Origin of the sequence: Pleomorphomonas diazotrophica, from assembly GCF_002844595.1 — a bacterium.
In the GTDB taxonomy this organism is placed as follows: domain Bacteria; phylum Pseudomonadota; class Alphaproteobacteria; order Rhizobiales; family Pleomorphomonadaceae; genus Pleomorphomonas; species Pleomorphomonas diazotrophica.
Window position 1 is genome coordinate 151,206 of record NZ_PJNW01000016.1, and the last position, 25,943, is coordinate 177,148.

Sequence of the window (25,943 nt, forward strand, 5' to 3'; positions counted from 1 at the left end):
AACCCTTTATTTCGCCGCGCTTTGTCGCTAGAGCTTCTCGGAGAAATCATAGGGCTTGAGCCGTCCGTTCCGGTCGGGCTCGACCCCGGTGCGCCATGGCGACATGCGCGGCGCCGTCTCTCATTATTTTCTGTCGGAACAGCCCATGCGGATCCGAGCCTTCGGCGCCCCGACGCGCCGGATCAGAGAGCGAATTATCGGCCCGGCCCCGATGCACCACCGCTGAGGCGGGGAGATCGAGGGACCGGGAGCCGAACCCTGGCCGATCGCCGGTATCGCGCCGGCCAGTCCTTATTCCTGCTGCACCGACGAGACACTCCATGACCGACACGCCCGCCCCGACGTCAGAAGCGACGCCGACCCGCGACTATTCGTCCACGCTCAATCTCCCGGCCACCGAGTTTCCCATGCGTGCCGGCCTTCCCGAGAAAGAGCCGAAGCTGATCGCCCGCTGGGACGAGATGAAGCTCTACGAGAAGCTGCGCGAGACCGCAAAGGGGCGCGAGCAGTTCGTCCTCCACGACGGCCCTCCCTATGCCAACGGCCACCTGCACATCGGCCACGCGCTCAACAAGATCCTGAAGGACATCATCACCCGCTCGCGACAGATGATGGGCTTTGACGCCAACTATGTTCCCGGCTGGGACTGCCACGGCCTGCCGATCGAATGGAAGGTCGAGGAAGAGTATCGGGCCAAGGGCAAGAACAAGGACGAGGTGCCGATCAACGACTTCCGCGCCGAGTGCCGCCAGTATGCCGAAGGCTGGATCAAGGTGCAGGCCGAGGAGTTCCGCCGCCTGGGCGTCGAAGGCGACTTCAAGCGTCCCTACACCACCATGGCCTTTGCCTCGGAAGCGGTGATCGCCACCGAACTCCTGAAATTCGCCACGTCCGGCCAGCTCTATCGCGGCTCCAAGCCGGTGATGTGGTCGGTTGTCGAGCGCACGGCGCTGGCCGAGGCCGAAGTCGAGTATCAGGATTACCAGTCTGACACGATCTGGGTGAAGTTCCCGGTGAAGTCGAGCGCGACCGAGCTCGCAGGCGCCTTCGTGGTGATCTGGACCACCACCCCCTGGACCATCCCCGGCAACCGTGCCGTCAGCTTCTCGCCGAAGATCGCCTACGGCTTCTATGAGGTGACCGAGGCGCCGGAGGGCAACTGGGCGAAGGTCGGCGAGAAGTACATCCTCGCCGACGCGCTCGCCGACGCCGTGTTCAAGCAGGCCAAGGTGACCGGCTACCGGAAGGTGACGACCGTCGCCGCCGACGCGCTTGCCGCGCTCGTCTGCACTCATCCGCTGAATGGTCACGGCGGCGGCTATCGGTTCGACGTGCCGCTGCTTGCCGGCGATCACGTCACCGACGACACCGGTACCGGTTTCGTCCACACGGCGCCGAGCCATGGCCGCGAGGACTTCGAGGTGTGGATGGAGCACGGCCGGCATCTGGCTGAGCGGGGCATCGATCCGGCCATCCCCTTCCCGGTCGATGACGCCGGCTTCTACACCACCGATGCGCCCGGCTTCGAGGGGCGGCGCGTTCTCACCGACAAGGGCGAGAAGGGCGATGCCAACCAGGCCGTCATCGAGGCATTGGCGGCCGGCGGCATGATGGTGGCGCGCGGCCGCCTCAAGCATACCTATCCGCACAGCTGGCGCTCCAAGAAGCCGGTGATCTTCCGCAACACGCCGCAGTGGTTCGTCTACATGGACCGGCCGATCGGCGGCGAGGCGGCCGGCTCGAACGCCACCACGCTGCGCGCCCGGGCACTCGCCGCCATCGACGAGACCGCCTTCTATCCGCCGGCCGGTCAGACGCGCCTGCGCTCGATGATCGAGAACCGGCCCGACTGGGTGCTGTCGCGCCAGCGCGCCTGGGGCGTGCCGATCGCCGTGTTCCGCAACACCGAGACCGGCCAACTGCTGCCCGGCCCGGATTTTGCGGATAACGACGCCTATGCCGCCCGCCTACGCGAGGCCTTCCTTGCCGAGGGCGCCGATGCCTGGTTCGCCGACGGCGCGAAGGAACGCTTCCTCAAGGGCTTTGTCGAAGACATGTCCGCCTGGGAGCAAGTGCGCGACATCCTCGACGTCTGGTTCGACTCCGGCTCGACGCATGAGTTCGTGCTGAAGGGCCGCCCGGACCTCAAGTGGCCCGCCGACGTCTACCTCGAGGGGTCCGACCAGCATCGCGGCTGGTTCCACTCCTCGCTTCTCGAATCCTGCGGCGTCAACGGCGTCGCGCCCTACAAGACGGTGGTGACGCACGGCTTCATCATGGCCGAGGACGGCCGCAAGATGTCGAAGTCGCTCGGCAACCAGGTTCTGCCGCAGGACGTCATCAAGCAGTCGGGCGCCGATATCCTACGCCTCTGGGTCGCCTCAAGCGACTATTGGGAAGATCTCAGGATCGGAAAGACGGTGCTCAACACCAACTCCGACGCCTATCGCAAGATCCGCAATACCTTGCGCTGGATGCTCGGAACGCTCGCCCACTACGATGGCGACGCGGTGGCCTATGCCGATCTGCCGGAACTCGAGAAGGTGATGCTGCACAAGCTGGCCGAGGTCGGTGCCCAGGTGGAGGAGGGCTACCGGGAATACGATTTCAAGGCCGTGTTCTCGTCGGTGCTCAACTTCATGAACATCGAGCTCAGTGCCTTCTACTTCGACGTCCGCAAGGACGCGCTCTACTGCGATCCGAAGTCGAGCCTCAAGCGCCGCGCCGCGCTTCACGTGGTGGCAGTGCTCTACGACCATCTCGTCAAGTGGCTGGCGCCGCTGATCCCGTTCACCGCCGAGGAAGCCTGGCTCGAACGGCATCTGGGCGAGACCTCGTCCGTCCATCTCGAACTGTTCCCGACGGTACCCCAGGAATGGACCAACGCGGCGCTCGACGAGAAGTGGGAGAGGGTCAAGAAGGTGCGGCGGGCCGTTACCGGCGCGCTTGAGATCGAGCGGCGGGAAAAGCGCATCGGCTCGTCCCTTGAGGCGGCGCCGGTGGTCCACGTCGAGGACAAGGATCTCCTCTCGGCGCTCGACGGTCTCGACTTTGCCGAGATCTGCATCACCTCGCAGATCGCCGTCACCGATGCCCCGGCGCCCGACGGTGCCTTCCGGCTCGACGACGGCACGCCCGTCGCGGTGGTGCCCAGGCTTGCCGAGGGGCGCAAGTGCGCCCGCTCCTGGAAGATCCTGCCCGAGGTGGGCAGCGATCCGGAGTATCCGGACGTGACGCTCCGCGACGCCCAGGCGTTGCGCGAGCTGGCGGCCGGCGCATGACGGCGACGTCAAGCGATCTTCGGACACGGCGGACGCGGCTTGCCGCGCTCGCCGTCGTCCTGTTGACGTTCATCGCCGATCAGGCGAGCAAATACTGGGTGCTCAATCACACCAGCCTGCCGGACGGCGACCGCATCTCGGTGCTGCCGGTGTTCGATTTCGTGCTGACCTGGAACATGGGCATTTCCTATGGGCTGTTTCAGCAACACGAGGCCCTCGGACGCTGGCTGCTAATCGGTCTCACGGCGCTGGCGACGGTGCTGCTCGCCATCTGGCTATGGCGGTCGCGCGACCGGCTGGTCGCCTGCCTGGCGCTGGCGCTGATCATCGGCGGCGCGCTCGGCAATCTCGTCGACCGCGTGGTGTTCGGCGGCGTCGTGGACTTCCTCTATCTCCACTATGGCTCGTTTTCCTGGTATGTATTCAATTTGGCTGACTGCGCCATCGTTGCAGGGGTGGGCGCACTCCTGTATGAGTCTCTGCGCTTGAAGCCACAGTGATGCCTCAAAAGTCGGCTAGTCGCTGACCGGAACGAGGGTCGGGTCATGGCTGACCCGGCACGAGAGCGAGAGTGACGATATCGATGACCAATCTGCTGACCGGCAAGCGTTACGCTCTTCTCGCCGTCGCTGTCCTGAGCCTCTCCGCCTGTTCGGCGCTTGGCACCTCGGTCGCCGAGGACGATCCGGAGACGGAAGTTCCCAACGTGTCGATGGGCCGCGCCGTGATGGAAGGCCTCGGAGCCGTTCCCTCGCGTAAGACGGCGATCAACTACACGCCGCGCGCGCCGCTCGTCGTGCCGCCCAACCGCATGGCCCTGGCGGCGCCCGAGGATCCCAACCGGCTTGAAGCGACCGGCACCTGGCCGGAAGACAACGATCTCAAGACCCGGCGCACGCTGGCTGCCGCTTCCGCCCGGGAAGCAGCGCGTGGCGACGACGAGAACCAGATTTCGCCCTCCGAGCTGACGGCCGTTCGTCTGCCGGAGAGCAGCCGCCCCATGTCGTCGCCCAACAGTCTTGAAGAGCAGGCCAAGCCGATCATGCCCAGCCAGCTCGGCAACATGCCGCGCGAGGGGGCGAGCAGGCTCTACGACGCCAACGGCCGGCCGGTACGCAAGGCGCTGGTCGAACCGCCCGTCGCCTATCTGGAACCGGCGGCCGGCGTGCCGGTGACCACCGACGACGGCACCCCGCCTCCGGGCGCGTCCAAGAAGTCCTGGTGGAAGTTCTGGTAAGGCGGCAAGCGCCGTCCTCTTCTCGGAAGACCAAGAGAAAAGCCGCGGATCCCGCGGCTTTTTTGTCGTCCGGCAAACGGTCTTTCCCATCAGGGCAGGTCGGCGCATCTCTTCGATGCTTGTCCACGTGGTACTTACCGACGCGGGGCTCCGACCCGCTCGCCGGCAGCCGCCGCAGGCCGCGTCGCGGCGCCGGTCGCAGCCTGGGCGCCGAGCACTTCCGGCCGGACCTGACGCGGGCTGGAGAACAGGTTACCCTGTCCGAAGGCGAGGCCGTAGTCTAGAAGGTCGATCACCTGAGCTTCCTGCTCGACCCGGTCGACGATCAGGGTCAGGCCCTGGCGCTGAAGATGGCCAGCCATGTCCTCGACATGGATATCGCCGGTGACCAGCGGTGCCCGACCAAGCAACCGGTCGGCGGCCACTTTGATCGAGCGAAAGCCGAGGTCGGACCAGCGGCGGAAGTCGGCCCGCAGATCGGTGACGTTGTCGATCGAGAAGTGGAAGCCGAGGTCGGCCACCGCCCTGAGGCTCTCGATCTCCAGCGGCCCCATGTCGGCAAGCGCCTCCTGGCGAAACTCGAACTGCACGAGGTCGGCCATGACCCTGTTCTGCGAGAGGAAGCCCTGGAACTCGCGGAAGAAGGTGGACGAGGCGAGGCTTTCCGACGACAGGTTGATATAGAGGCCGACGTCGCTGTTACGCTGGGTCAGTCGCTTCAGGATCTGGAAGGCGCGGATCACCTGATAGGTGTCGAGCTTGGCGATCAACCGGCTCTTCTCGGCAACGGGAATGAACTCGGCGGCCGGTATCAGACCGGAGGCGCCCTTCAGGCGGGTCAGCACCTCGTAGGACCGGACGAGCCGCTGCGGCAGTGTCACAACCGGCTGCAGATGCAGCTCGATCTGCTCCTCGCGGATCAAGCGCTCCACGTCGCGCTCGAAAGCCGGATCGGTGTCCGGAACGAACAGCGCACTTTTCATGCTGGCCGAGACGTCGCCTCGCGCATCGCTCATCCGTCCGTGACGCCCCTCGTCGACATAATCGTCGGATCGTACCCGGCGCACCCGTCGGTTGGTGGCGTCCTCGGCCTCCCGAATGTGCCGCTCCAGGGCACCGAAACGGGCGTTGACGCCGTCGAGGCGCCCTTCAACGGTGGATTCCAGCTCGGCCAGCGTCTCGGTCACCTGTCGCAGCAGTTCCCCCACCACCTCGACCTCGGCGGCGAGTTCGCCGGTCTGCTCGCGCACGCGACCGGGTAACGCCTGCTCCAGGCGGTTGAGGCGGGCGGCGACTTTCTCGATCTCGGCCTCACCGTCGCCGGCGACGGCGGCGATCTCGGCGAGACGGCTCTCGATCCAGGCTCGCTCCCGCCGCCGTTCCATCGGTTGCTGCACGGTGACCATGGTGAGCATCAGGCCGATGCCGATCACCAGTGCCGATCCTGCCGACAGGCCAAGCTGGAAATACAGCACCACCGCGACCGAAACGGCGATCACGCCCATGGCGATCAAGATCATCGTCGATGACGACCGGTTCATTCGCCTGCCCACTCCAACACGAAACCACGCAACGAATCACATGGCATTGTTGCCGTTTTCGTGAGCGGAAGCGAAGACGGACAATGGTTTTCCAAGGGTTTTCAGCCGATTTCGCTACTCGAAGGTCGCTTTATCCATCCTGCGACCACCGATCGCCGCCTTGACCCCTGCCCGCCAACGTCCCATGTTCGTCGCGGCTCGTCGGCAGGCAGTCGCCGACCGCAGAAAACCTGAGGGCAAACATGATCGAACTCAACGTCAAAGGCATGATGTGCGGCGGCTGCGCCAACTCGGTCGAGAAAGCGATCAAGCGTGTCGACGCCGATGCCACGGTCACCGTCGACCTCGCCGCCGGTAAGGTCAGCGTCAACACCAAGGCCGATGCCAAGGTACTGGGCGACGCCATCGAGGCGGCCGGCTACGAAGTGGCGGCGTGATGCCGATTCTTCTGGGCGGCTCCAACGTCGCTCGCGAGGACTGAGCGGAAGCACCTGTTTTGAGACAGGCTTCCGCCGCAGGAATCCGGTTCTCAGGACCGACCGTGACGTCCTGTTAACGGTTATCAACCCTTTATTTACCATGATCGGGGCAGAGTTCCGCCAGTACGCAGTGCAATTTGCAACTGGTTGACAGGGAACGCTTTCCGATGTCGGTTGGCCCGCGCAGCACATCGACGGTTCGTCTTTTGATCGTCGATGCGGACGTCTCGTCACGGCGGGTCGTGCGCAAGGCTCTTGAGGCACGCATCGCCCGGCCGATGCTGATCCTCGAGACGGCCGAGCATGATGCCGCGCGCGTCATGGCCGGCAAGCAAACCTTCGATGTCGTTGCCATCGACCTCGAGACCATCGGCGGCCCGGCGGCTTTCCGAGCTTTCACCGAGCAGCTCACGCCCACCACGGTCTATGCCATGGGCGACCCCACCGACGTGCAGGCGGCCGTTGCCTGCGTCCGGGCGGGTGCCGCAGACTTCATCGAAAAGCCGGTCGACGGTACCGCCTTCGCCCGCCGTGTGGAGCGTCAGTTTGTCGAGAGCATTGCCAACACGGTCGATGAAGCTGATGGCTTGATCGGTTCCTCGCCGGCGACACGGGCACTGTCCGAACAGATCCTGCGCGTTGCGCCGTCGCTCGGGCCGGTCTTCATCTCCGGCGAGGCTGGCAGCGGCAAGTCGCTGGTGGCTCGTGCCGTTCATGGGCGGTCGCGCCGCCGCAACGGGCCGTTCGTAACGCTCGATTGCGCGCGAACTCCAGTCGATCGTCTGGTAGCCGACCTCTCCGAGCCGGACGGAGCGCTCGCCACGGCCGACGGCGGCACGCTGTTCCTTGATGAAGTGGGGCACCTTCCCGATCCCGCGCAGATGGCCTTGATGCGTTTTCTCGATACTGGGGAGATCGCCGGTTTCGATGGTGGTCACCGCCTGTCGGTCCGCATCATCGCCTCGTCGCGGCGCCCGCTCGACGACCTCAGTGGTCCCGCGGGCCTCCGGCAGGATCTCTATTTCCGCCTCAACGTGCTGACTCTGGCCGTACCGCCGCTCAGGGACCGGACCGAGGACATCCCGCTGCTGGTCGATACCATGGTGCGGCAGATCAACCGAGACAGCGGGTCGCGCTACACGCGCTTCACCGCGGCCGCCGTGCAGTGTCTGGCCGGTCGCACCTGGCCGGGCAACGTTGCCGAGCTCAGGGCCGCGCTCGAAAATCTGATGACCCTCTACCCCGGCGATCTCGTCACCGCCGACATGGTGGTTCCGATCATCGTCGCGCCGGCGGCCATCGCCGCTACGCCCAGAAAGAAGCTGGCGGCCGAGGTCAGGCCGCTCTGGATGGAGGAGGCGCGGGTGATCGACGAGGCGATCGCCGCCTTCGACGGCAACATAGCCAAGGCCGCAGCGGCTCTTGAGATCAGCCCTTCGACCATCTATCGAAAGCGCCGCGACATCGAGGAAGCAATGGCTGCCCGAAGCGCTTGAGTAGTTCTCCGAAGAAGCGGCCGTGATCTTGGAAAAGCGGCAACGGATCAGTAAGATAGTCGCGGGCCGCAATCGCCCTGGCAGCAAGGCCTACCGCCCCACCCGGGTGTTCGTCAGATGCCTGCCGCGTTTTGTGGAATGACTAGGGCATTCGCATGGCGACCGTCTGCTGTTCAGGCCGGTTCAGCCTGATCGGCGAATGCTCCCGGGGGAAGGACAAGTGGTCATGCACCGGTTGGGTTTTCTTGCGGCGTTTTCCGCCTCGCTGATGGCGGCGTCGACGGCGATGGCGGGACCGATCCTTGACGAAGCCAAGGCTGCTGAGGCCCTGCTTGCGGAAGGCAAGTCCGTCGAGGCCCTGGCCGCGCTCGAAGCGGCCTTCAATGCCGCCTGGGATGCCGCGCCGCTCGGCTTCTCGGAAGCCACCTTCGTGACCGGCAAGCCGGCTGGCTTCGGCATCTACTCGACCCGACCCAACGCGGTCTTCCAGCCCGACGAGCAGATGCTCGTCTATGCCGAACCCTTCGGCTACGGCTTCGGCAAGGACGGCGACCTTTTCAAGATCGATTTTTCGGCCGATTTCGAGCTGCGCACTCCCCGCGGCCAGATCCTGCACGCCCAGGAGGGATTTGCCTCGCTCGACATGGTGTCGCGTCGGCGAAACAAGGAGTTCCAAGTCTATATAGTCTACAATTTCAAGGGGCTGAAGCCCGGAGACTATGTGCTGGTGACCAAGCTCAGCGACCGCAACTCGGACAAGAAGGGGGAGTTCGAGCTGCCGTTCACCATCGCCGAGAAGCCGGCCAACTGACCTCATGATCGAGCAGCCCCTCATTCGGCCCGCCATCGATGCCGACGGCGCAGGCATTGCTCGTCTGATCGCCGCCGTTTTCGGCGAGTATGAGGGCTGCCCCTTCGTCATCGCCGATTTTCCCGAACTCGCCGCGCCGGCCAGCCATTACCAAAGGCGGGGCGGCCGGTTGTTCGTTGCCGAGCATGGCGGTGCCATCGTCGGTTCCTTCGCCGTATCTTCACCGGACGGTGATGGCGTCTTCGAGATCAACAAGGTCTATCTCGACCGTCGGCAGCGCGGTTCCGGACTGGCGCAACGCCTCTATGCAACGGCGATCGAGGAAGTCGTCCGGCGCGGCGGGCGGACGCTGAAACTCTGGAGCGACACTCGCTTTCTCTCCGGCCATCGGTTTTACGAGAAGCTCGGCTTCGCCCGCCAGCCGGTCGTCCGCTTTGTTCCCGACGCCACCGATTGCTGGGAACTCGCCTATCGCCTGGAGCTCGGCCGCTGAGGATTCCGCAAGCCGCACCGCCTGTTGCCAACTTTCCGCCGCACAGGTCTTTCAGCCTGCCTTCCGGCCTTGCCGCCGAAGCAGGCGAAGCGTAGAAGCCGCCGTTCGCCCGCGTTTCGTCCCGGAGATGTCATGCAGCCGTCGATGCGCCTTTACGCCGCAGGCGCCGCCCTTCTCGCCGTCTTTCTGTTCTCGGGCCTGGACGCTCTGGTCAAGGCGACGACCTATGGCACACCGCTCGCGATGGTCGTGTTCCTGCGCTATGCCGCCGGCCTGATCTTTTCGGCGGGATCTGCGGCAGCGCAAGACCAGCTCCGCCCCGCCTGGCCCACCGTCCGGCGCGCCGTCGGCCGGTCGCTGGCCGGTCTTTCCTGCGCCACGCTGTTTTTCGGCGCGCTTAACCTATTGCCGCTCGCCCAGACTGTGGCGCTTACCTTCACATCCCCCTTCTTCATGGTACTGATTTCGGCGGCGATGATTGGCGACCCGATAACGCGCCGCGCGCTGTTCGCCGCCGCCTTCGGCTTTCTCGGCGTGGTCGTCATGCTCGCCGAAAAGCTTAGCTCGGAGGTGGGAAGCCCGCTCGGCTTTGCGATGGCGCTTGCGTCGGCCGTCGCCTACGCTCTCTCCATGATCATGTCGCGCCGGGACACCGTTCACGACAGCGTGCCCCAGATGATCCTGGTTCAGAATGCCATCAGCGCCGTGGTGGCGCTTCCCTTCGCGCTCTACTGGTTCCAGCCGATACCCGGCGAAACGTTGTTGATGTTCCTCGCCATCGGCGCGCTCGGCACCGGCGGCAACTATGCCATCACCTGGGCCTACAAGCATGCGCCGGCAACGCTGCTCGGCCCCTTCGAGTTCACGGCTCTGATCTGGGCGGTTACCTTCGGCGTGATATTCTTCGGTGAGGTGCCCAGCGTCCACACTCTCGTGGGCGCGGCGATCATCGTCGGCGCCTGCCTCGTGGTGGTCCAGCCGGCCGCCACACCTGCCAGGCGCGGTCTGGATGACGCTCGTCCGTAAAACGCCGGACCCACTCTTGACAGACAACCGACTTGAGCCTATCTCCGGCCCGCTTAGCACTCGTCACTCATGAGTGCTAACAGTAGATATTTTCGCCGTGGCCTGTGAGGCAAAAGCGCGCAGACCACGGGCATTTGACAAATGAGGAGCCGAACATGAAGTTCCGTCCCCTGCACGACCGCGTCGTCGTTCGCCGGCTGGAGTCCGAAGAGCGCACCGCTGGTGGCATCATCATCCCGGACACCGCCAAGGAAAAGCCCCAGCAGGGCGAAGTCGTGGCCGTTGGCCCTGGCGCTCGCAATGAAAAGGGCGAGCTCGTCGCTCTCGACGTCAAGGCCGGCGACAAGGTGCTGTTCGGCAAGTGGTCGGGCACCGAGGTGAAGATCGACGGTCAGGACCTCCTGATCATGAAGGAATCCGACGTGATGGGCATCATCGGCTGATCCGATCAGTCCGTTCAGTCCTCCGTTAACCTCTCATTTCAAGGAAGAATCCCATGGCTGCCAAGGAAGTCAAATTCAGCTCCGACGCCCGCGAGAAGATGCTGCGCGGCGTCGACATCCTCGCCGATGCCGTCAAGGTCACGCTGGGTCCCAAGGGCCGCAACGTCGTGATCGAAAAGTCCTTCGGCGCTCCGCGCATCACCAAGGACGGCGTGTCGGTCGCCAAGGAAATCGAGCTTGCCGACAAGTTCGAGAACATGGGCGCCCAGATGGTCCGCGAAGTCGCGTCCAAGACCAACGACAAGGCCGGCGACGGCACCACCACTGCCACCGTTCTCGCCCAGGCCATCGTCCGTGAGGGCGCCAAGGCAGTTGCCGCCGGCATGAACCCGATGGACCTGAAGCGCGGCATCGACCTCGCCGTCGCCGAGGCCGTCAAGGACCTGAACGCCCGCTCGAAGAAGATCTCCACCTCGGCCGAAGTCGCCCAGGTCGGCACGATCTCTGCCAACGGCGAGACCGAAATCGGCCAGATGATCGCTGACGCGATGCAGAAGGTCGGCAACGAGGGCGTCATCACCGTCGAGGAAGCCAAGACCGCCGAGACCGAGCTCGAGGTCGTCGAAGGCATGCAGTTCGACCGTGGCTATCTCAGCCCCTATTTCGTGACCAATGCCGAGAAGATGGTCGCCGAGCTCGACGACCCCTACATCCTCATCCACGAGAAGAAGCTCTCCAACCTGCAGGCCCTGCTGCCGGTGCTCGAGGCCGTCGTCCAGTCGTCGCGCCCGCTGCTGATCGTCGCCGAGGACGTCGAGGGTGAGGCTCTCGCCACGCTCGTCGTCAACAAGCTGCGTGGCGGCCTGAAGATCGCCGCCGTCAAGGCGCCGGGCTTCGGTGATCGTCGCAAGGCCATGCTCGAGGACATCGCCATCCTGACCGGTGGCCAGGTGATCTCGGAAGACCTCGGCATCAAGCTCGAGAACGTCACGCTCGCCATGCTCGGCCATGCCAAGCGCGTGTCGATCTCCAAGGAGAACACCACGATCGTCGACGGCGCTGGCGCCAAGGCCGACATCGAGGCCCGCGTTGCCCAGATCAAGGCGCAGATCGAGGAGACCACCTCGGACTACGACCGCGAGAAGCTGCAGGAGCGTCTGGCCAAGCTCGCCGGTGGCGTTGCCGTCATCCGCGTCGGCGGCTCGACCGAAGTCGAAGTCAAGGAGAAGAAGGACCGCGTCGACGACGCGCTGAACGCCACCCGCGCTGCCGTCGAAGCCGGCATCGTCCCGGGCGGTGGTACCGCTCTCCTGCGCGCCAAGGCCGCCGTTGCCAAGCTGAAGTCGGACAACCTCGACATCGAGCGCGGCATCAAGATCGTCCTCGCCGCCCTTGAGGCGCCGATCCGCCAGATCGCCGTCAACGCCGGCGTCGAAGGCTCGGTCGTCGTTTCCAAGGTGCTGGAGCAGGGTGAGACCTTCGGCTTCGACGCCCAGAACGAGACCTATGTCGACATGATCCAGGCCGGCATCATCGACCCGACCAAGGTCGTGCGTACGGCTCTGCAGGACGCCGCTTCGGTCGCCGGCCTGCTGGTCACCACCGAGGCCATGGTCGCCGAGCTGCCGAAGAAGGACGTGGCGCCTGCCATGCCGGGCGGCGGCATGGGCGGCATGGACTTCTGATCTAGAAGATCTGAAAGTCCGTAAAGGCCGCCCATCACGAAAGGTGGTTCAAGTCGGCAACAGCCGACTTGAACGGGCGGCATGGACTTCTGATCTAAAAGATCTGAAAGTCCATAAAGGCCGCCCATCACGAAAGGTGGTTCAAGTCGGCAACAGCCGACTTGAACGGGCGGCATGGATTTCTGGTCTAGAAGATCTGAAGGTTCATAAAAGCTAAGACGGGAAATGGGGCGTCGCGAAAGCGGCGCCCTTTCCTTTTGTTCGCCAACAGCCGCATCTTACAAAAGCTTCATCTCGTCCGCCGCAATGTCGCCGCGATCGGGACGTGCTGTCTCATCAAGAAATCGGCAAGGTCCTTATCGGGGACAACGAATTTCGTTGTGTCCGCCGCGGGATTCTGCATCAGTTCATTACCATATATCGGCCGTTCCTGAGGGCACCTGATGAAAGCACTGCTTGCGACGCTCGCATTGGCCTGGCGTCTTGCCGTTCCCTACTTCAAGGAGAAGCGACAAGGCGAACTCGTCTTCCGATGGTTCAAGATCCGCATGCAGGAGCGCTGGATCGGGCTTGGCTTCCTAGGGCTGATCCTGGGGCTCAACGTCGCCCAGGTCTACCTCAACGTCTGGTTCAACAGCTGGTACAACACCTTCTATACGGCGATGCAGGACCGCAACGGTCCGGCCTTCTCGGCGCAGCTCGTGCTTTGGTGCGTGATCGTCGCGCCGCTGATCGCCTCTTTCGTGATCGAGGTGTATCTCACCAACTGGCTGCGCATCCGCTGGCGGGACTGGATGACGGAGCACTTCGTCAATCGCTGGATGAGCAACGCCAACTATTATCGGCTTTCACAGGTGGCCAGCGGCACCGACAACCCCGACCAGCGTATCGCCGAGGACATCCGCGACTTTATCACGTACACGCTGACCATCTTTGTCCAGATCTTCAACACCGTCCTGACGCTCTTTGCGTTCACCATGGTGCTGTGGGCGATTTCCGCCGACTTCCCCTATTCGATCGGTGGCTTCAATCTGGCCAGCATTCCCGGCTATCTCGTCTGGGCGGCCGCCCTCTACTCGATCATCGGCACCTACTTTACGCATGTGACCGGCCGGAAGCTCATAACCTTGCGCTTCCGCCAGCAGCATGTGGAAGCCGACTTCCGCTTCGCCATGATGCGTCTCCGCGAGAACGCCGAAGAAGTGGCCCTGCTGAAAGGCGAGGAGCCGGAGAAACGGGTCTTCAAGAGTGCCTTCGAGCGGCTGAAGGACAACTTCTATGAGATCATGGACGTCACGCGGAACCTCAACATCGTCACGAACTTCTATGGGAACCTGTCGGTCATCTTTCCGCTCGTGATGCTGGCGCCGGCCTATTTCGCGGCCGGCTCGACCATGCAGCTCGGCGTGATGATGCAGGCCTCCCAGGCCTTCGACAAGGTCCAGAACAACTTCTCGATCTTCGTCTCCCTCTACGACACCATCGCCAACTGGAAGGCCGTGCTGGATCGCCTCACCACCTTCGAGCGGGCGATGTCCGAGGCCGAGGCCAGCGCCTCCCGGCCAGGCGTGGCCTTGAAGCCAAGCCGCGGCGACGCGATCACGGCCGACGGAGCCGTCGTTTCCCTGCCGGACGGCCGGCCGCTGGTCCGCCTGGACAACGCCGCCTTTGAACGAGGCAAGGCCGTGCTGATCTCCGGTCCGTCCGGGGCCGGCAAGACGTCAGTGTTCCGGGCGCTCGCCGGTATCTGGCCGTTCGGCAGCGGTGACCTCAGCATCCCTGAGGATGCTCGCGTCATGGTGCTGCCGCAGACCGCCTATCTGCCGCTCGGCACACTGCGCGAGGCGCTCGCCTATCCGAATCCCGCCGAGATGCAGGACGACGCCAAGGTGAGGGACGTACTCGCCGCCGTTGGGCTTGGTGCCTTTGCCAACCGTCTCGATGATCTGTCCGAAGGTCCCAACCTCGCCTCCCGCCTCTCCGGCGGTGAACAGCAGCGCGTTGCCATCGCCCGCGCCATCCTGGCCGAGCCCGATTTCCTTCTTCTCGACGAAGCAACCGCGTCGTTGGACGAAGCGTCGGAAGCGTCTCTCTACCGGTTGCTGCGCGAGCGGCTACCGAAGGCGGCCATCATCTCCATTGGTCACCGCTCCTCGCTCAAGGGCCTGCATGACGAGTTCGTGGAGCTGCGAAAGCAGGAGGGTGGCCCCTCGATCCTTGGCGCTGCAGCACCCGTTCCCATTGGCTGACCGACCGAGTCGCATTTTCCGAACGTGAAGCGGAACGAAGCGACGCATTGTTTCCTTGACGGGAACAATGCGTCGCTCTTTTCATGTCTATGCCCGCGCCACCTGCGTAGCTATACGGACAGCAACGGCGTCAGGCGATGCCGCCTTTCTCGATTGCGGAGTTTTCGACATGGACAGCATCAAGGCCCCGGCTCTGCTCGCCGGACGTATCCTTCTCTCCATCATCTTCATCACCTCGGGCTGGGGCAAGATCACCGGCTACGCCGGGACCGCCGGCTACATGGACGCCATGGGCGTGCCGTCCATCCTGCTGCCGCTGGTCATCCTGACCGAGCTCGGCGCCGGCCTTGCCGTGCTGGTCGGCTTCCAGACGCGGATCGCCGCCTTCCTGCTGGCCGGCTTCTGCGTCGTCTCCGGCTATCTCTTCCACTACAAGGCGATCACCGGCACCGCCGGCCAGGAAATGATGGACATGATGAACTGGCTGTCCTTCATGAAGAACGTCACCATTGCCGGTGGTTTCCTTGCGCTTGTCGGCGCCGGCGCCGGCGCGCTGTCGGTCGACGCCAAGCTCGGCAAGGCCTGATCGGACAACACAACCGAAAGGGCGGGCGACAGCCGCGGAACGGCCGGTTCGCCTTGCCCTTTCCCCGCTTATCGATTACTTGGAAACCCGCGCGCCCCGCTCGCGGGTTTTCGCGCGTTTTGGCCGATTAGGGCCGCTATTCCAGGGCACAGGACTGATGTCGGATTATCTCAAGGCGCGCCTGCCGCGCGGTCTCGTCGATCGTACCCCCGCCGAACTCAAGGCGACCGAGGCCATGATCGAGACCATCCGACATACCTATGAAATCTACGGCTTCGAGCCGGTGGAGACGCCGCTCATCGAGTATACCGACGCGCTCGGCAAGTTCCTGCCCGATCAGGACCGGCCGAACGAGGGCGTGTTCTCCTTCCAGGACGACGACGAGCAGTGGCTGTCGCTGCGCTACGACCTCACCGCGCCGCTCGCCCGTTTCTATGCCGAGAACCATGAGAAGCTGCCGAAACCCTATCGCAGCTATCGCAACGGTTGGGTGTTCCGCAACGAGAAGCCCGGTCCCGGGCGCTTCCGCCAGTTCATGCAGTTCGATGCCGACACGGTCGGCGCCCCATCGGTCGCCGCCGACGCCGAGATCTGCATGATGATGGCCGACAGCATGGAGGCGCTGGGCCTCAAGGGGCAGTTCGTCGTCCGCGTCAACAACCGCAAGGTGCTCGACGGTGTGATGGAAGTGATCGGCCTTGCCGGCGACGACAAGGCTGGCACACGCCTCACCGTGCTGCGCGCCATCGACAAGCTCGACAAGATCGGTCCGTCCGGCGTGCGCGATCTCCTAGGCGCCGGCCGCTGGGAGAATCCGGAAGAAAAGTCCGGCGACTTCACCAAGGGCGCCGGCCTCCCCCCCGAGGCTGCCGACGTGGTGCTCGCCTTCGTGGCCAGCGGCGCCAATAGTGCCGCCGAGACCGTCGCCAATCTCGGCAAGCTGGTGACCGGCAGCGTCCGCGGCAGCGAGGGCGTCGAAGAACTGAAGCTGATCGCCAGCCTCGTCGATGCGGCAGGCTACGCCGACCGGGTGAAGATCGATCCGTCGGTGGTGCGCGGCCTCGAATACTATACAGGCCCGGTCTTCGAGGCGGAACTCACCTTCGAGGTGACCGGCGATGACGGTCGTCCCGTGCGCTTCGGTTCGGTGGGTGGCGGCGGCCGCTACGACGGCCTGGTTGGCCGCTTCCTGAAGGAGCCGGTACCGGCCACTGGTTTCTCCATCGGCGTCTCCCGCCTGATGGCGGCGCTCAGGACGCTCGGCAAGGTCGGTGTCGAAAAGGTGAACGGTCCCGTCTGCGTGCTCGTCATGGACAAGACGCCTGAGGCGCTGGCCGGCTACCAGAAGATGGTGGCCGAGCTGCGCGCTGCCGGCATCGCCGCGGAAATGTATCTCGGCGCCTCCGGCATGAAGGCGCAGATGAAATATGCCGACCGCCGCAATGCTCCTTGCGTGATCATCGAAGGCTCCAACGAGCGCGAGGCGGGCATCGTGCAGATCAAGGACCTTGCTCTCGGCAAGGAACTGTCGGCGGGCATCTCCGACAACGCCGAATGGCGCGCCTCGCGCCCGGCCCAGAAGGAAGTCGCCCGCGCCGACCTGATCGCCGAGGTGAGGACGATCGTCGAAGCGGCGGGGGGCGCGGCATGACCGACGCCATCCAGATCGCCCTCGACAGCTTCAAGTCGGCCGGTTTTGCTGTCGTCGACGTGCCGGTCCTCCTGCCGATGGAGGACTTCGTTCGCATCTCCGGCGAGGAGTTCCGGCGCCGCATCTTCGTGACGTCGTCCAACAACGGTCATGACTGGTGCCTGCGCCCCGAGTTCACCATCCCCGTCGTGCGCACCATGCTGGCAGCCGAGCCGGCCGGCGGCCGCTTCTGCTACTCGGGACGCGTCTTCCGCAACGGCCGTCCCGGCGAGGCGGACGAGGTGTGGCAGGTGGGCGGCGAAATTCTCGGCGATCACGACCCTGTCGCCACCGACGCCAGCGCGCTCGCCCATGCCGTGGCCATCACCGCGGCCTGTGGCGCCACCCGGCAGCGCATCATCGTCGGCGACGTGGCGCTGTTCTCGGCGCTGCTCGCCGCGCTCGACATCCCGCCGGCCTGGCGCGCGCGCCTCACCGCCCTCTTCGGCGAACCGGACAAGATTGCCGACACCCTGGCGCGTCTTGAGCAGCGCCGCTTCGGCTTCCCCAGCTTTGCGGCCCATGCCGAGATCATCGAGGCATTGTCCGCCTTTCCGGCCGAGAAGGTCGGGCAGCTCTTCGCCGACATCCTGTCGATCGCCGGCGTCAAGACGGTTGGCGGTCGCACCACCGGCGAAATCGCCGAACGCGTCCTGGAACAGGCCATGCTCGCCGCCTCCGACGGCGTACCGGCCGAGACCATCGCGGCGATCGCCGAGTTCATGTCGATGCAGGACGAGAACGGCGGCGACCTCACCATCGCCGACGGCGTCCTTCGCCTCGAGGCCCTGTCGGGCCGCATCGGCGACCGCGCGCCGTTCCGTGCCGCCGTCGACCGCTTCAAGGCGCGCGTCGCGGCCATCGCCGCGCTCGGCGTCGATCTCACGACGCTGCATTACGCCGCCGGCTTCGGCCGTCGCCTCGGCTACTACGACGGCTTCGTGTTCGACATTCATGACGCGACCCGTGTCGAGGTGGGACAGGTGAGCGGCGGCGGCCGCTATGACGGCCTCGTCCGCCATTTCAAGGCCGCCGATGCGGTCAAGGCGGTCGGCTTCGCCGTCTGGCCAGAGCGTTTCCGGAGGGCGACATGACCGAACCGCTGATCGTCGCCGTGCCATCCAAGGGGCGGCTGCAGGAGCAGACCCTCGCCTTCTTCGAGCGCGCGGGGCTGCCGATCCGGCAGGCGCGCGGCGCCCGTGACTATTTCGGCACCATCGACGGACTGAAGGGCGTCGAGGTGCAGTTCCGCTCGGCCTCGGAGATCGCCCGAGAGATCGGCGCCGGCAACGTGCATCTCGCTGTGACCGGCATCGACTTGCTTCACGAGACGCTGGGCGGCGATGACGGCGCCCGCGTCGTTGCCGAGGAAGCGCCCTACCCCGCCCATATCGTGACGCGGCTCGGCTTCGGCCGTGCCGACGTGGTCGTGGCCGTGCCGCAGGCCTGGCTCGACGTGCAGACCATGGCCGACCTTGCCGACGTCGCTGCGCGCTTCCGCCTCAAGCACTACCGGCCGATGCGTGTCGCCACCAAATATGTCGCGCTGACGCGCCGCTTCCTCAACGCGCATGGCGTCCACGACTACCTGATCGTCGAGAGCCCTGGCGCCACCGAGGGCGCGCCGGCCGCCGGCACCGCCGAACTGATCGTCGACATCACGTCGACCGGGCAGACGCTGGTCGAGAACGGTCTCAAGATCGTCGACGATGGCATCATCATGCGCTCGGAAGCGGCGCTTGCCGCCTCGCTCTCCGCCCGCTGGACGGACGCCGCCCGTGCCGCCTGTCGGGGAATGCTCACCCGCATCGCCGCCGACGACCGGGCGCGGTCGGTCCGACGCATCGACGCGGTGATGCAGCCATCGTCGGTGCTGCCCGAAGAACTCCGCGCGCGCGCCGACCTGACGCTGCTCTCCTTGCACGATGAGGGGCTGAGCCTCCTGGCGCCGAAAGCCCGCGCCCAGGCCGAAGCCGAGGCGTTGATCGCCCGTGGCGCCACGACGGCGGTCGTCTCCTCGGTCGAATATGTCTTCGAGGCGAAGAACGCGCTCTATGAGAAGCTGGAAGCCAGGTTGGCCTGACAGGCGGTCGGCGCGGGCCTCGTCTCGCGACGCCGCCGGTTACGTCGGCCGGACGAAGGCGGCGCGCTCGGTCTCGACGACATCGCGGATGTCGCAGCCTTCGAGATGGTCGTTGACGAGGCCCATGGCCTGCATGAAGGCGTAGACCGTGGTGGGCCCGACGAAGCTCCAGCCACGCTTGCGCAGCTCCTTGGAAAGCGCTGTCGATTCCGCCGTCTTCGGCTGAATGTCCTTCATCGTGAAGATGGCCGGCCGGCTTGCCGGATCCGGCTCGAAACGCCAGATGAAGGCAGCGAGCGAACCGGCCTCGGCCTGTAACTCGAGCGCGCGCCGGGCGTTGTTGATGGTCGAGACGATCTTGCCGCGATGGCGCACGATGCCGGCGTCACCCACCAACCTCTCGACGTCGGCATCAGTGAAGGCGGCGACGGTCGGAATGTCGAAGCCGGCGAAGGCGGCGCGGAAGTTCTCGCGTTTCCTGAGGATGGTGATCCAGGCAAGACCGGACTGAAAGCCCTCGAGGCAGAGCTTCTCGAAGAGGCGCGTGTCGTTGGCGACCGGCCTGCCCCATTCCACATCGTGATAGCGACGATAAAGCGGGTCGGTGCCCGCCCAGAAACAGCGCCTGATGCCGTCTTCGCCCGTGATGATGCCGTCCATGCAGCTGCCCTCGACAATTAAGCCGAGCCGACCGTAGCGGTGCTTGCCGCCGTGAACTGGCAGCAGCAAAAAAGGCGGCCGTGTTCGGGCCGCCCTACCATCGTTTCTGGATAGCGTCTCAGGCGAACAGCGCGTCGATGTCGTCCTGTGTCGCACGATCGGCGGTCGGCAGCGCCGGACCATTGAGAAGCGCGGCATCGCCAACGCGACGCAGCGATTCGTCGGCCTCGATCGAGTTGAAAGCTTCCATGCCGCCCCAGATTTCCATCATGCGGTTGACGCGGTCCTCGATGAAGCGAAGGACGTTCACCACCTTAGTAATGCGTTGTCCGGTGAGATCCTGGAAGTTGCAGGCCTCGTAGATGGCCAGAACGCGCTCCTGGATGTCGGCCGCCATTTCCTCTTGCTCGCCCTTGAGATGGGCAACCAGGTTGTTGGCATCCTCATCGATCTTTTCCACCGCCGCCAAGATGCTTTCGGTGGCGTGCTCGGTACCCGCCACCACGGCGTCGAGCTCGTCCGTGACGCGGCTCATGTCCTCGCCCTTGAAACCGGAGACATGAAGACTGGCTATTTCCTGCTTGGTGCGGGAGATCGCTTCCTGGATGGTCTCCATCTCGGTCTTCAGCTTGTAGGCTTCGGTGAACTGCTTCTGATAGTCGGCGATGATGTCCTTGCTGATCTCCTGATGCGGTTTGACCAGCTTCTTGATCTCGTTGAGCTCGTGAAGGATCGTGTCGGTACGAAGATCACCTGCCGGCTCAGGTCCTGCGCCGACGCCAAGCATAGCTTCGATACGATAAGCCTTGCGAGCCAACGCCATATTTCACCCCTCGCGGAAGAAAAGGTCGCCAGTCAGGCGACGCCGCTCAATGAGCCAATTCTAGGGTCGGGCGGTTAACAACGTGTATTCCCGAACCAGTCCGACACAAAATTTCCCATAGAGTTTCAGATAGTTGGGTGAGCTCTCGCTACTGTTTCTTAACCATGGCGGCAGATCGGTCGACTTGAATGGAAATAGGTTGCATCTCGTTCACCATTCCTAGACCGCCGGTCCCTAGCCTCTTTTCGGCACGCGGCCAGCAACGCCGCCGTCCGCACAGCTATTGAGCAACCGAGGTCCCACCGATGAGAACTACCGCCTTGTTCCTCGCCGGGATTGCCGTCGTCGCGGTTGCGACGGGTTCGGCCTTCGCCCAGGCAGGCCGCTATCTCGCACCGCCGCCGATCGTGTTGTCGCCCAATCTCACCGACCCCTGGGTGATGCAGCTTCAGCCCGGTAACGTGCCGATCTACGCCATGCCCCAGGCACGCAGCCCACGCGCCTGGTCGGCGCCTCCGGAAGCGGAGGCGAGGACGGCGCGCAAGATCGATCCGCGGTCGCTACCACTGGCGCCGGAGTTCCTGCCGCAAGAGGTTGCCTATGACGGCCCCGGCGCACCAGGCTCCATCGTCATCGACACCGTCAATCGCTTCCTCTACCTCGTCGAGGCCGGGGGCACGGCGCGCCGCTACGGCGTCGGCGTCGGCCGTCCGGGCTTCACCTGGGCGGGCGAGCATCGCGTCACGCGCAAGGCCGAATGGCCCGATTGGCATCCGCCGATCGAGATGCGCCGGCGGCAGCCCGGTCTGCCGGTCATGATGCCTGGCGGCCCCAAGAATCCCCTTGGAGCGCGCGCCATGTATCTCGGTTCGACGCTCTATCGCATCCACGGAACCGCCGAACCGTGGACCATCGGGCATGCCGTGTCGTCGGGCTGCATCCGCATGCGCAACGAGGACGTGACCGACCTCTACGAACGGGTCAAGGTTGGCACCCGCGTGATCGTGTTGTAGCCGCCTCACCTTTGGCCTTTTTTCCTCGAACCCGGGCGATGCGTACCCTTTTGGAGGGCGGCGATCTCGACAGCCGAGAGCGCCGCCCTCTAGGTTCCGGAATTGTCGTGATTCGCTTCTGTTGCGCCGTCTGCGGCGCCCCATCTTCAGGTCAGTCCATGGTCAAACCGTCCGCCATTCCGGCGCGTTCGCTGATGCTGGCGTTCGCTGCCGGCCTTGCCCTCTCCGCTTGTGTTTCCTCGAAACCCGTGGAGCCTCCGAAGGCTCCCGTCGTCGAGACTCCCGTCAAGACGCTGTCCTATCTGCCCGATGACACCGCCGACGATCCGCGCGACCTCGGTCTGGTCGGCGACCAGTTGCCTCCCGAACCGTTCCGGCGCGTCGAGATCGATTTTCCCACCGAGGAAGCGCCGGGCACGGTGATCATCGACACCAGCGAGAAGCACCTCTACCTCGTCGAGGAAGGCGGCAAGGCACTTCGTTACGGCGTGGGTGTCGGCCGCGAGGGTTTTGCCTGGAAGGGCACGGTGGAAGTCGGCAGCCGACAGAAGTGGCCGCGCTGGTTCCCACCCAAGGAAATGATCGCTCGCGAGGCAGCCCGCGGCCATATCATTCCGGAGATGATGGAAGGGCAGATCGGCAACCCGCTCGGCGCCCGGGCGCTCTATCTTTATGACGGCCCCAAGGACACGCTGTTCCGCATCCACGGCACGTTCGATCCGAAGAGTATCGGCACCAATGCCTCGTCGGGCTGCATCCGCATGGCGAACGCCGATGTGATGGACCTCTACGAACGCGTCAAGGTCGGCACGCGCGTGGTGGTGCGCTGAGGACCGCTCAGAACTCGGCGATCCTCCTCGTGTAGGCTTCGAGCACGCAGCCTCTTGGATCGCCGGTTCGGGCGCATTTCAGCATTTGCGTTCGCCAAGCGCGTTGTGACGCCCTGAGGTCGGGAACCTGATCTGCGCTGGCCCGCGCCAGGGCCTGCGCGAAATCGCGCGCAAGGCGCAGATCGAGATCGGCGAGCGCGTCATCGCCGCAGATCATCTTCTCCACCTCCGACCTCGCACCGTCGCAATCGAAGCTGGGCTGCGCCGCCTTGGCCGGCAACGCCAGCATCGCCATGAGGACGATGGCGACAATGCCCGAACCTGCCACCAACCCGCTCATGCCAGTTCCCTTTCGTCGAGCGATCGCTGCCGAGTGGAGAGCCGTTCACTCGCTCGGCAGCGCCACGCCAGTTTCCAAAAGATTAGCGCATGATCCCGCTGTCCGTCCATGGTCGCCTTAGGTGCAATCGGGACAATCGCCACCCCTAAAGGATACTGTAAAGGCGACGTTTTTGGGGGCGAAAGCGGGCTTTTGATAGCCGAGCGCAGTTTCCTTGTGTCAGGTGGCAAAGCTGGTTCGCGATTGCCGTTCTCCGATTGCGAAGATCGATCGTTGCGCGTATCACCTTGGCCGCGAAATAAATAGAATGGACCATCATGACGACGCCGAAACCGCGGGTCGGGCTGTTCGTGACCTGTCTCGTAGACTTTTTCCGCCCAACCGTCGGCTTTTCGGCCGTCAAACTGCTCGAAGATGCCGGCTGCGAGGTCTCCGTGCCGGCCGCGCAGACCTGCTGCGGCCAGCCCGCCTATAACTCCGGCGACCGGGCAGGCGCGCGAAGCCTGGCCGAACAGGTGATTGCCCTCTTTGAAGATTTCGACCATGTGGTGATCCCGTCCGGTTCTTGCGCGGGCATGATCACGACGCATTATCCGAGCTTGTTCTCTGGTGAGCCCAACTGGCGGCTCCGTGCCGAGCGGCTCGCCGCCAAGACCCACGAACTCACGTCGTTCCTGGTCGACGTGCTTCACATCTCCCCGCTGCCCGTGACCTGGGAGGGCACGGCGACATACCACGATTCCTGTTCCGGCCTCAGGGAACTCGGCATCAAGGAACAGCCGCGCCAGTTGCTGTCGGCGGTCGATGGTCTTGCCGTGAAGGAAATGCGCGATCCCGAAGCCTGCTGCGGTTTCGGCGGTGCCTTCTGCGTCAAGTATGACGAGATTTCCAACGCCATCGTCGAGCGCAAGGTCGCCGATGTCAGGGCAACCGGCGCCGACCTGCTGCTGTCGGGCGATCTCGGCTGCCTGCTCAACATCGCCGGCAAGCTCAAGCGCGAGGGCTCCCGGGTCGAGGTCCGCCATGTCGCCGAGGTCCTGGCCGGCATGACCTCGGGACCGTCCATCGGGGAGGCAAGAAAATGAGCGGCGGCCTCACGTCCCTGTCCTTTCCGAAGAACGCCCAGGCGGCGCTGGCCAATCCGCCTTTGCTGAAGGCCATCGCCCATATCGAGGAAACGCTGGTCAGCGGCCGTCGTCGCGCTGTCGATGCACTGCCGGAGTTCGAGGCGCTGCGCGACGCCGGGCGCGACATCAAGGCCCACACCCTCAAGCATCTCGACCTCTACCTGGAGGCTTTCGAGAAGAAGGTGGTGGAGGCTGGCGGCTTCGTTCACTGGGCGGCCGATGCGGCCGAGGCCAGCCGCATCATCCTCGACATCTGCCAGTCAGCCGGCGCCCGCCGGGTGACCAAGGGCAAGTCGATGATCACCGAGGAGGTCGGCCTCAACGCCTTCCTTCAGGAGAACGGCATCACCCCGGTGGAAACCGATCTCGGCGAGTACATCATTCAGCTCCGGGGCGAGACGCCGAGCCACATCATTGCGCCGGCCGTGCACGTCAACAAGGAGCAGGTAGCCGCCGACTTCCGACGGGCGCATGCCGACCTCGACCCTGCACGCAACCTCGACGAGCCGACGTCGCTGCTCGCCGAGGCGCGTGGCGTGCTGCGCGAGCGTTTTCTCGCGGCCGATGTCGGCATCACCGGCGCCAACTTCCTGGTGGCTGAAACCGGCTCGGCGGTGATTGTCACCAATGAGGGCAACGGCGACCTCACGCAGATCCTGCCGAAAACCCATATCGTGCTCGCCTCGATCGAGAAGGTGGTGCCGACGCTCGAGGACGTTGCCACCATCATGCGGCTCCTCGCCCGCTCTGCCACCGGGCAGGAGATGGGGGTCTATACCACGTTCTCCACCGGTCCTCGCCGGGCCGGCGATCCGGACGGCCCGGAGGCCTTCCATGTGGTGCTGCTCGACAACGGCCGCTCGGCCATGCTCGGCAGCGAGTTCGAGGACATGCTGCGCTGCATCCGCTGCGGCGCCTGCATCAACCACTGCCCGGTCTACCGTTCGATCGGCGGTCACGCCTATGGCTCGGTCTATCCGGGACCGATGGGTTCGGTGTTGACACCATCGCTGCAGGGGCTCGAGAAATCGGCCCATCTCGCCAATGCCTCGACGCTGTGCGGCCGCTGCGAGAGCGTCTGTCCCATGCGCATTCCCTTGCCGAAAATGCTGCGACACTGGCGGGAGAAAGAGTTCGAGCGGCATCTCACGCCAAAGACCGCTCGCTTCGGTCTCGCAGCCTGGCGCTTTCTGGCCGTGCGGCCGCGTCTTTATGGACTGGTAACGCGCCTCGGCGCCTGGGGCCTCATGCGCCTTGCTAGGCGAAACGGCGCGCTTCGCCAAGCGCCGCTTGCCGGCGGCTGGACGCGCTGGCGTGACCTGCCGGCGCCGGAAGGCGGCACCTTCCGCACCGAATGGGCCAAGCGGGGGAGGACATGATGTCGAGCCGTGATGCCATACTCGGGCGCATCCGCCGATCGCTCGACGTGTCTGGGACCGACGCCACCCGGCTCGCCGCCGCTCGCCACCGTCTTGTCGAGACGCCCGTCAATGTCGTGCCGGCGCGCGGACAACTGCCGGACGCCGAGAGGGTTGAGCTGTTCGTCCGCAAGGCGGGCGACGTGTTCGCCAGCGTCGCTCGCCTCGACAAACGCGACGACATCCCGGCCGCCGTCGCCGACTACCTTCGCACGCGCAATCTGCCGCAGGCGATCCGGCATGGCAGCGACCCGCGTCTCGCCGGCTTGCCATGGGGGCGGGAGGCACAGCTCGCGGTGACCGTAGGCCCGAGCGACGGCAAGGACCTTGCCGGGCTCAGCTATGCCGATTCCGGCGTCGCCGAGACGGGCACGGTCGTGCTGACCTCCGGGCAGGACAATCCGACCACACTGAACTTCCTGCCGGATCACCATATCGTGGCCGTCGACGCCTCGACGATTGCCGGCGACTATGAGACGGTGTGGACCAACCTTCGCCGGCGCTTCGGCGCCGGGGCCATGCCGCGCACCGTCAACTTTATCACCGGCCCGTCGCGGTCGGCCGACATCGAGGAAACGCTGCTGCTCGGTGCCCATGGTCCGCGCAGCCTTCACATCCTGGTGGTGGGGTAA

Annotated in this window: 24 protein-coding genes; 20 read left to right on the plus strand and 4 right to left on the minus strand. The window is 64.8% G+C overall.

Translation table 11 applies throughout. From position 1 onward, the window contains the following. The first annotated feature begins 320 nt into the window (after positions 1-320). From ileS to CXZ10_RS18420, 3 genes are all read left to right on the plus strand, one after another. Complete coding sequence (gene ileS, locus CXZ10_RS18410; protein WP_101290820.1) at positions 321-3,281, plus strand: isoleucine--tRNA ligase; 2,961 nt, start codon at positions 321-323, stop codon at positions 3,279-3,281. Next, positions 3,278-3,781, plus strand: coding sequence for a signal peptidase II (gene lspA / locus CXZ10_RS18415; protein WP_101290821.1), 504 nt, complete (start codon positions 3,278-3,280; stop codon positions 3,779-3,781). The genes ileS and lspA overlap by 4 nt, the downstream gene beginning before the upstream one ends. 71 nt (positions 3,782-3,852) lie before the next feature. Continuing rightward, positions 3,853-4,518 (plus strand): hypothetical protein, encoded by a 666-nt coding sequence (locus tag CXZ10_RS18420; protein WP_143741565.1) that lies wholly within the window; start codon positions 3,853-3,855, stop codon positions 4,516-4,518. A 134-nt stretch (positions 4,519-4,652) separates the two neighbouring features. Here CXZ10_RS18420 and CXZ10_RS18425 read toward each other — a convergent pair whose 3' ends face one another. After that, entirely contained in the window at positions 4,653-6,059 is a 1,407-nt protein-coding gene (locus CXZ10_RS18425) for an EAL domain-containing protein (RefSeq protein ID WP_101290823.1), read from the minus strand. A gap of 242 nt (positions 6,060-6,301) precedes the next feature. Between CXZ10_RS18425 and CXZ10_RS18430 the strand changes: the two genes are divergently transcribed. From CXZ10_RS18430 to hisG, 12 genes are all read left to right on the plus strand, one after another. Further along, positions 6,302-6,496 carry a heavy-metal-associated domain-containing protein gene (locus CXZ10_RS18430; protein WP_101290824.1) on the plus strand — a complete coding sequence of 65 codons (195 nt, stop codon included), beginning with the start codon at positions 6,302-6,304 and terminating at the stop codon, positions 6,494-6,496. A 209-nt stretch (positions 6,497-6,705) separates the two neighbouring features. Further along, a complete protein-coding gene (locus tag CXZ10_RS18435) occupies positions 6,706-8,034 on the plus strand; it encodes a sigma-54-dependent transcriptional regulator (RefSeq protein WP_101290825.1) in 1,329 nt (442 codons plus the stop codon). A gap of 226 nt (positions 8,035-8,260) precedes the next feature. Next, on the plus strand, positions 8,261-8,845 hold the full coding sequence (locus tag CXZ10_RS18440) for a hypothetical protein (protein WP_101290826.1): 585 nt from the start codon (positions 8,261-8,263) through the stop codon (positions 8,843-8,845). A 4-nt stretch (positions 8,846-8,849) separates the two neighbouring features. Continuing rightward, the gene (locus tag CXZ10_RS18445) at positions 8,850-9,338 is read left to right on the plus strand and encodes a GNAT family N-acetyltransferase (protein ID WP_101290827.1); all 489 of its coding nucleotides are present in this window, start codon (positions 8,850-8,852) and stop codon (positions 9,336-9,338) included. A 132-nt stretch (positions 9,339-9,470) separates the two neighbouring features. Next, the gene (locus CXZ10_RS18450) at positions 9,471-10,364 is read left to right on the plus strand and encodes a DMT family transporter (RefSeq protein WP_101290828.1); all 894 of its coding nucleotides are present in this window, start codon (positions 9,471-9,473) and stop codon (positions 10,362-10,364) included. A 155-nt stretch (positions 10,365-10,519) separates the two neighbouring features. Further along, positions 10,520-10,807, plus strand: coding sequence for a co-chaperone GroES (gene groES, locus CXZ10_RS18455; RefSeq protein WP_026782155.1), 288 nt, complete (start codon positions 10,520-10,522; stop codon positions 10,805-10,807). A 53-nt stretch (positions 10,808-10,860) separates the two neighbouring features. Beyond that, the gene (gene groL / locus CXZ10_RS18460) at positions 10,861-12,492 is read left to right on the plus strand and encodes a chaperonin GroEL (RefSeq protein WP_101290829.1); all 1,632 of its coding nucleotides are present in this window, start codon (positions 10,861-10,863) and stop codon (positions 12,490-12,492) included. 443 nt (positions 12,493-12,935) lie between these two features. Then, positions 12,936-14,741 carry an ABC transporter ATP-binding protein/permease gene (locus CXZ10_RS18465; RefSeq protein ID WP_101290830.1) on the plus strand — a complete coding sequence of 602 codons (1,806 nt, stop codon included), beginning with the start codon at positions 12,936-12,938 and terminating at the stop codon, positions 14,739-14,741. 169 nt (positions 14,742-14,910) lie between these two features. Further along, the gene (locus CXZ10_RS18470) at positions 14,911-15,327 is read left to right on the plus strand and encodes a DoxX family protein (protein WP_101290831.1); all 417 of its coding nucleotides are present in this window, start codon (positions 14,911-14,913) and stop codon (positions 15,325-15,327) included. A 157-nt stretch (positions 15,328-15,484) separates the two neighbouring features. Continuing rightward, positions 15,485-16,978, plus strand: coding sequence for a histidine--tRNA ligase (gene hisS, locus CXZ10_RS18475; protein ID WP_101290832.1), 1,494 nt, complete (start codon positions 15,485-15,487; stop codon positions 16,976-16,978). Next, entirely contained in the window at positions 16,975-18,111 is a 1,137-nt protein-coding gene (locus CXZ10_RS18480) for an ATP phosphoribosyltransferase regulatory subunit (protein ID WP_180336073.1), read from the plus strand. Before hisS ends, CXZ10_RS18480 begins: the two co-directional genes overlap by 4 nt. Continuing rightward, entirely contained in the window at positions 18,108-19,100 is a 993-nt protein-coding gene (gene hisG / locus CXZ10_RS18485) for an ATP phosphoribosyltransferase (RefSeq protein ID WP_101290834.1), read from the plus strand. Before CXZ10_RS18480 ends, hisG begins: the two co-directional genes overlap by 4 nt. A gap of 39 nt (positions 19,101-19,139) precedes the next feature. Here hisG and CXZ10_RS18490 read toward each other — a convergent pair whose 3' ends face one another. Both CXZ10_RS18490 and CXZ10_RS18495 read right to left on the minus strand, forming a co-directional pair. Continuing rightward, complete coding sequence (locus CXZ10_RS18490; protein WP_101290835.1) at positions 19,140-19,760, minus strand: DNA-3-methyladenine glycosylase I; 621 nt, start codon at positions 19,758-19,760, stop codon at positions 19,140-19,142. Between the two features lie 118 nt (positions 19,761-19,878). After that, on the minus strand, positions 19,879-20,583 hold the full coding sequence (locus CXZ10_RS18495) for a protein phosphatase CheZ (protein WP_101290836.1): 705 nt from the start codon (positions 20,581-20,583) through the stop codon (positions 19,879-19,881). A gap of 305 nt (positions 20,584-20,888) precedes the next feature. Between CXZ10_RS18495 and CXZ10_RS18500 the strand changes: the two genes are divergently transcribed. Both CXZ10_RS18500 and CXZ10_RS18505 read left to right on the plus strand, forming a co-directional pair. After that, positions 20,889-21,596, plus strand: a complete 708-nt coding sequence (locus CXZ10_RS18500; RefSeq protein WP_101290837.1) for a L,D-transpeptidase — start codon at positions 20,889-20,891, stop codon at positions 21,594-21,596. 158 nt (positions 21,597-21,754) lie between these two features. After that, positions 21,755-22,426 carry a L,D-transpeptidase gene (locus tag CXZ10_RS18505; RefSeq protein ID WP_244617204.1) on the plus strand — a complete coding sequence of 224 codons (672 nt, stop codon included), beginning with the start codon at positions 21,755-21,757 and terminating at the stop codon, positions 22,424-22,426. Positions 22,427-22,433: 7 nt separating this feature from the next. Here the strand turns inward: CXZ10_RS18505 and CXZ10_RS18510 are convergent, their stop codons facing one another. Further along, positions 22,434-22,766 carry a lysozyme inhibitor LprI family protein gene (locus CXZ10_RS18510; protein ID WP_101290838.1) on the minus strand — a complete coding sequence of 111 codons (333 nt, stop codon included), beginning with the start codon at positions 22,764-22,766 and terminating at the stop codon, positions 22,434-22,436. A 317-nt stretch (positions 22,767-23,083) separates the two neighbouring features. Between CXZ10_RS18510 and CXZ10_RS18515 the strand changes: the two genes are divergently transcribed. Genes CXZ10_RS18515 through CXZ10_RS18525 form a run of 3 tightly spaced genes read left to right on the plus strand, consistent with a single transcriptional unit; the run spans position 23,084 to position 25,943 of the window. After that, complete coding sequence (locus CXZ10_RS18515) at positions 23,084-23,851, plus strand: (Fe-S)-binding protein (RefSeq protein ID WP_101290839.1); 768 nt, start codon at positions 23,084-23,086, stop codon at positions 23,849-23,851. Continuing rightward, positions 23,848-25,272, plus strand: coding sequence for a LutB/LldF family L-lactate oxidation iron-sulfur protein (locus CXZ10_RS18520; protein ID WP_101290840.1), 1,425 nt, complete (start codon positions 23,848-23,850; stop codon positions 25,270-25,272). The genes CXZ10_RS18515 and CXZ10_RS18520 overlap by 4 nt, the downstream gene beginning before the upstream one ends. Continuing rightward, positions 25,269-25,943: a LutC/YkgG family protein gene (locus CXZ10_RS18525; protein WP_342212724.1), complete on the plus strand. Its 675-nt coding sequence runs from the start codon at positions 25,269-25,271 to the stop codon at positions 25,941-25,943. The genes CXZ10_RS18520 and CXZ10_RS18525 overlap by 4 nt, the downstream gene beginning before the upstream one ends.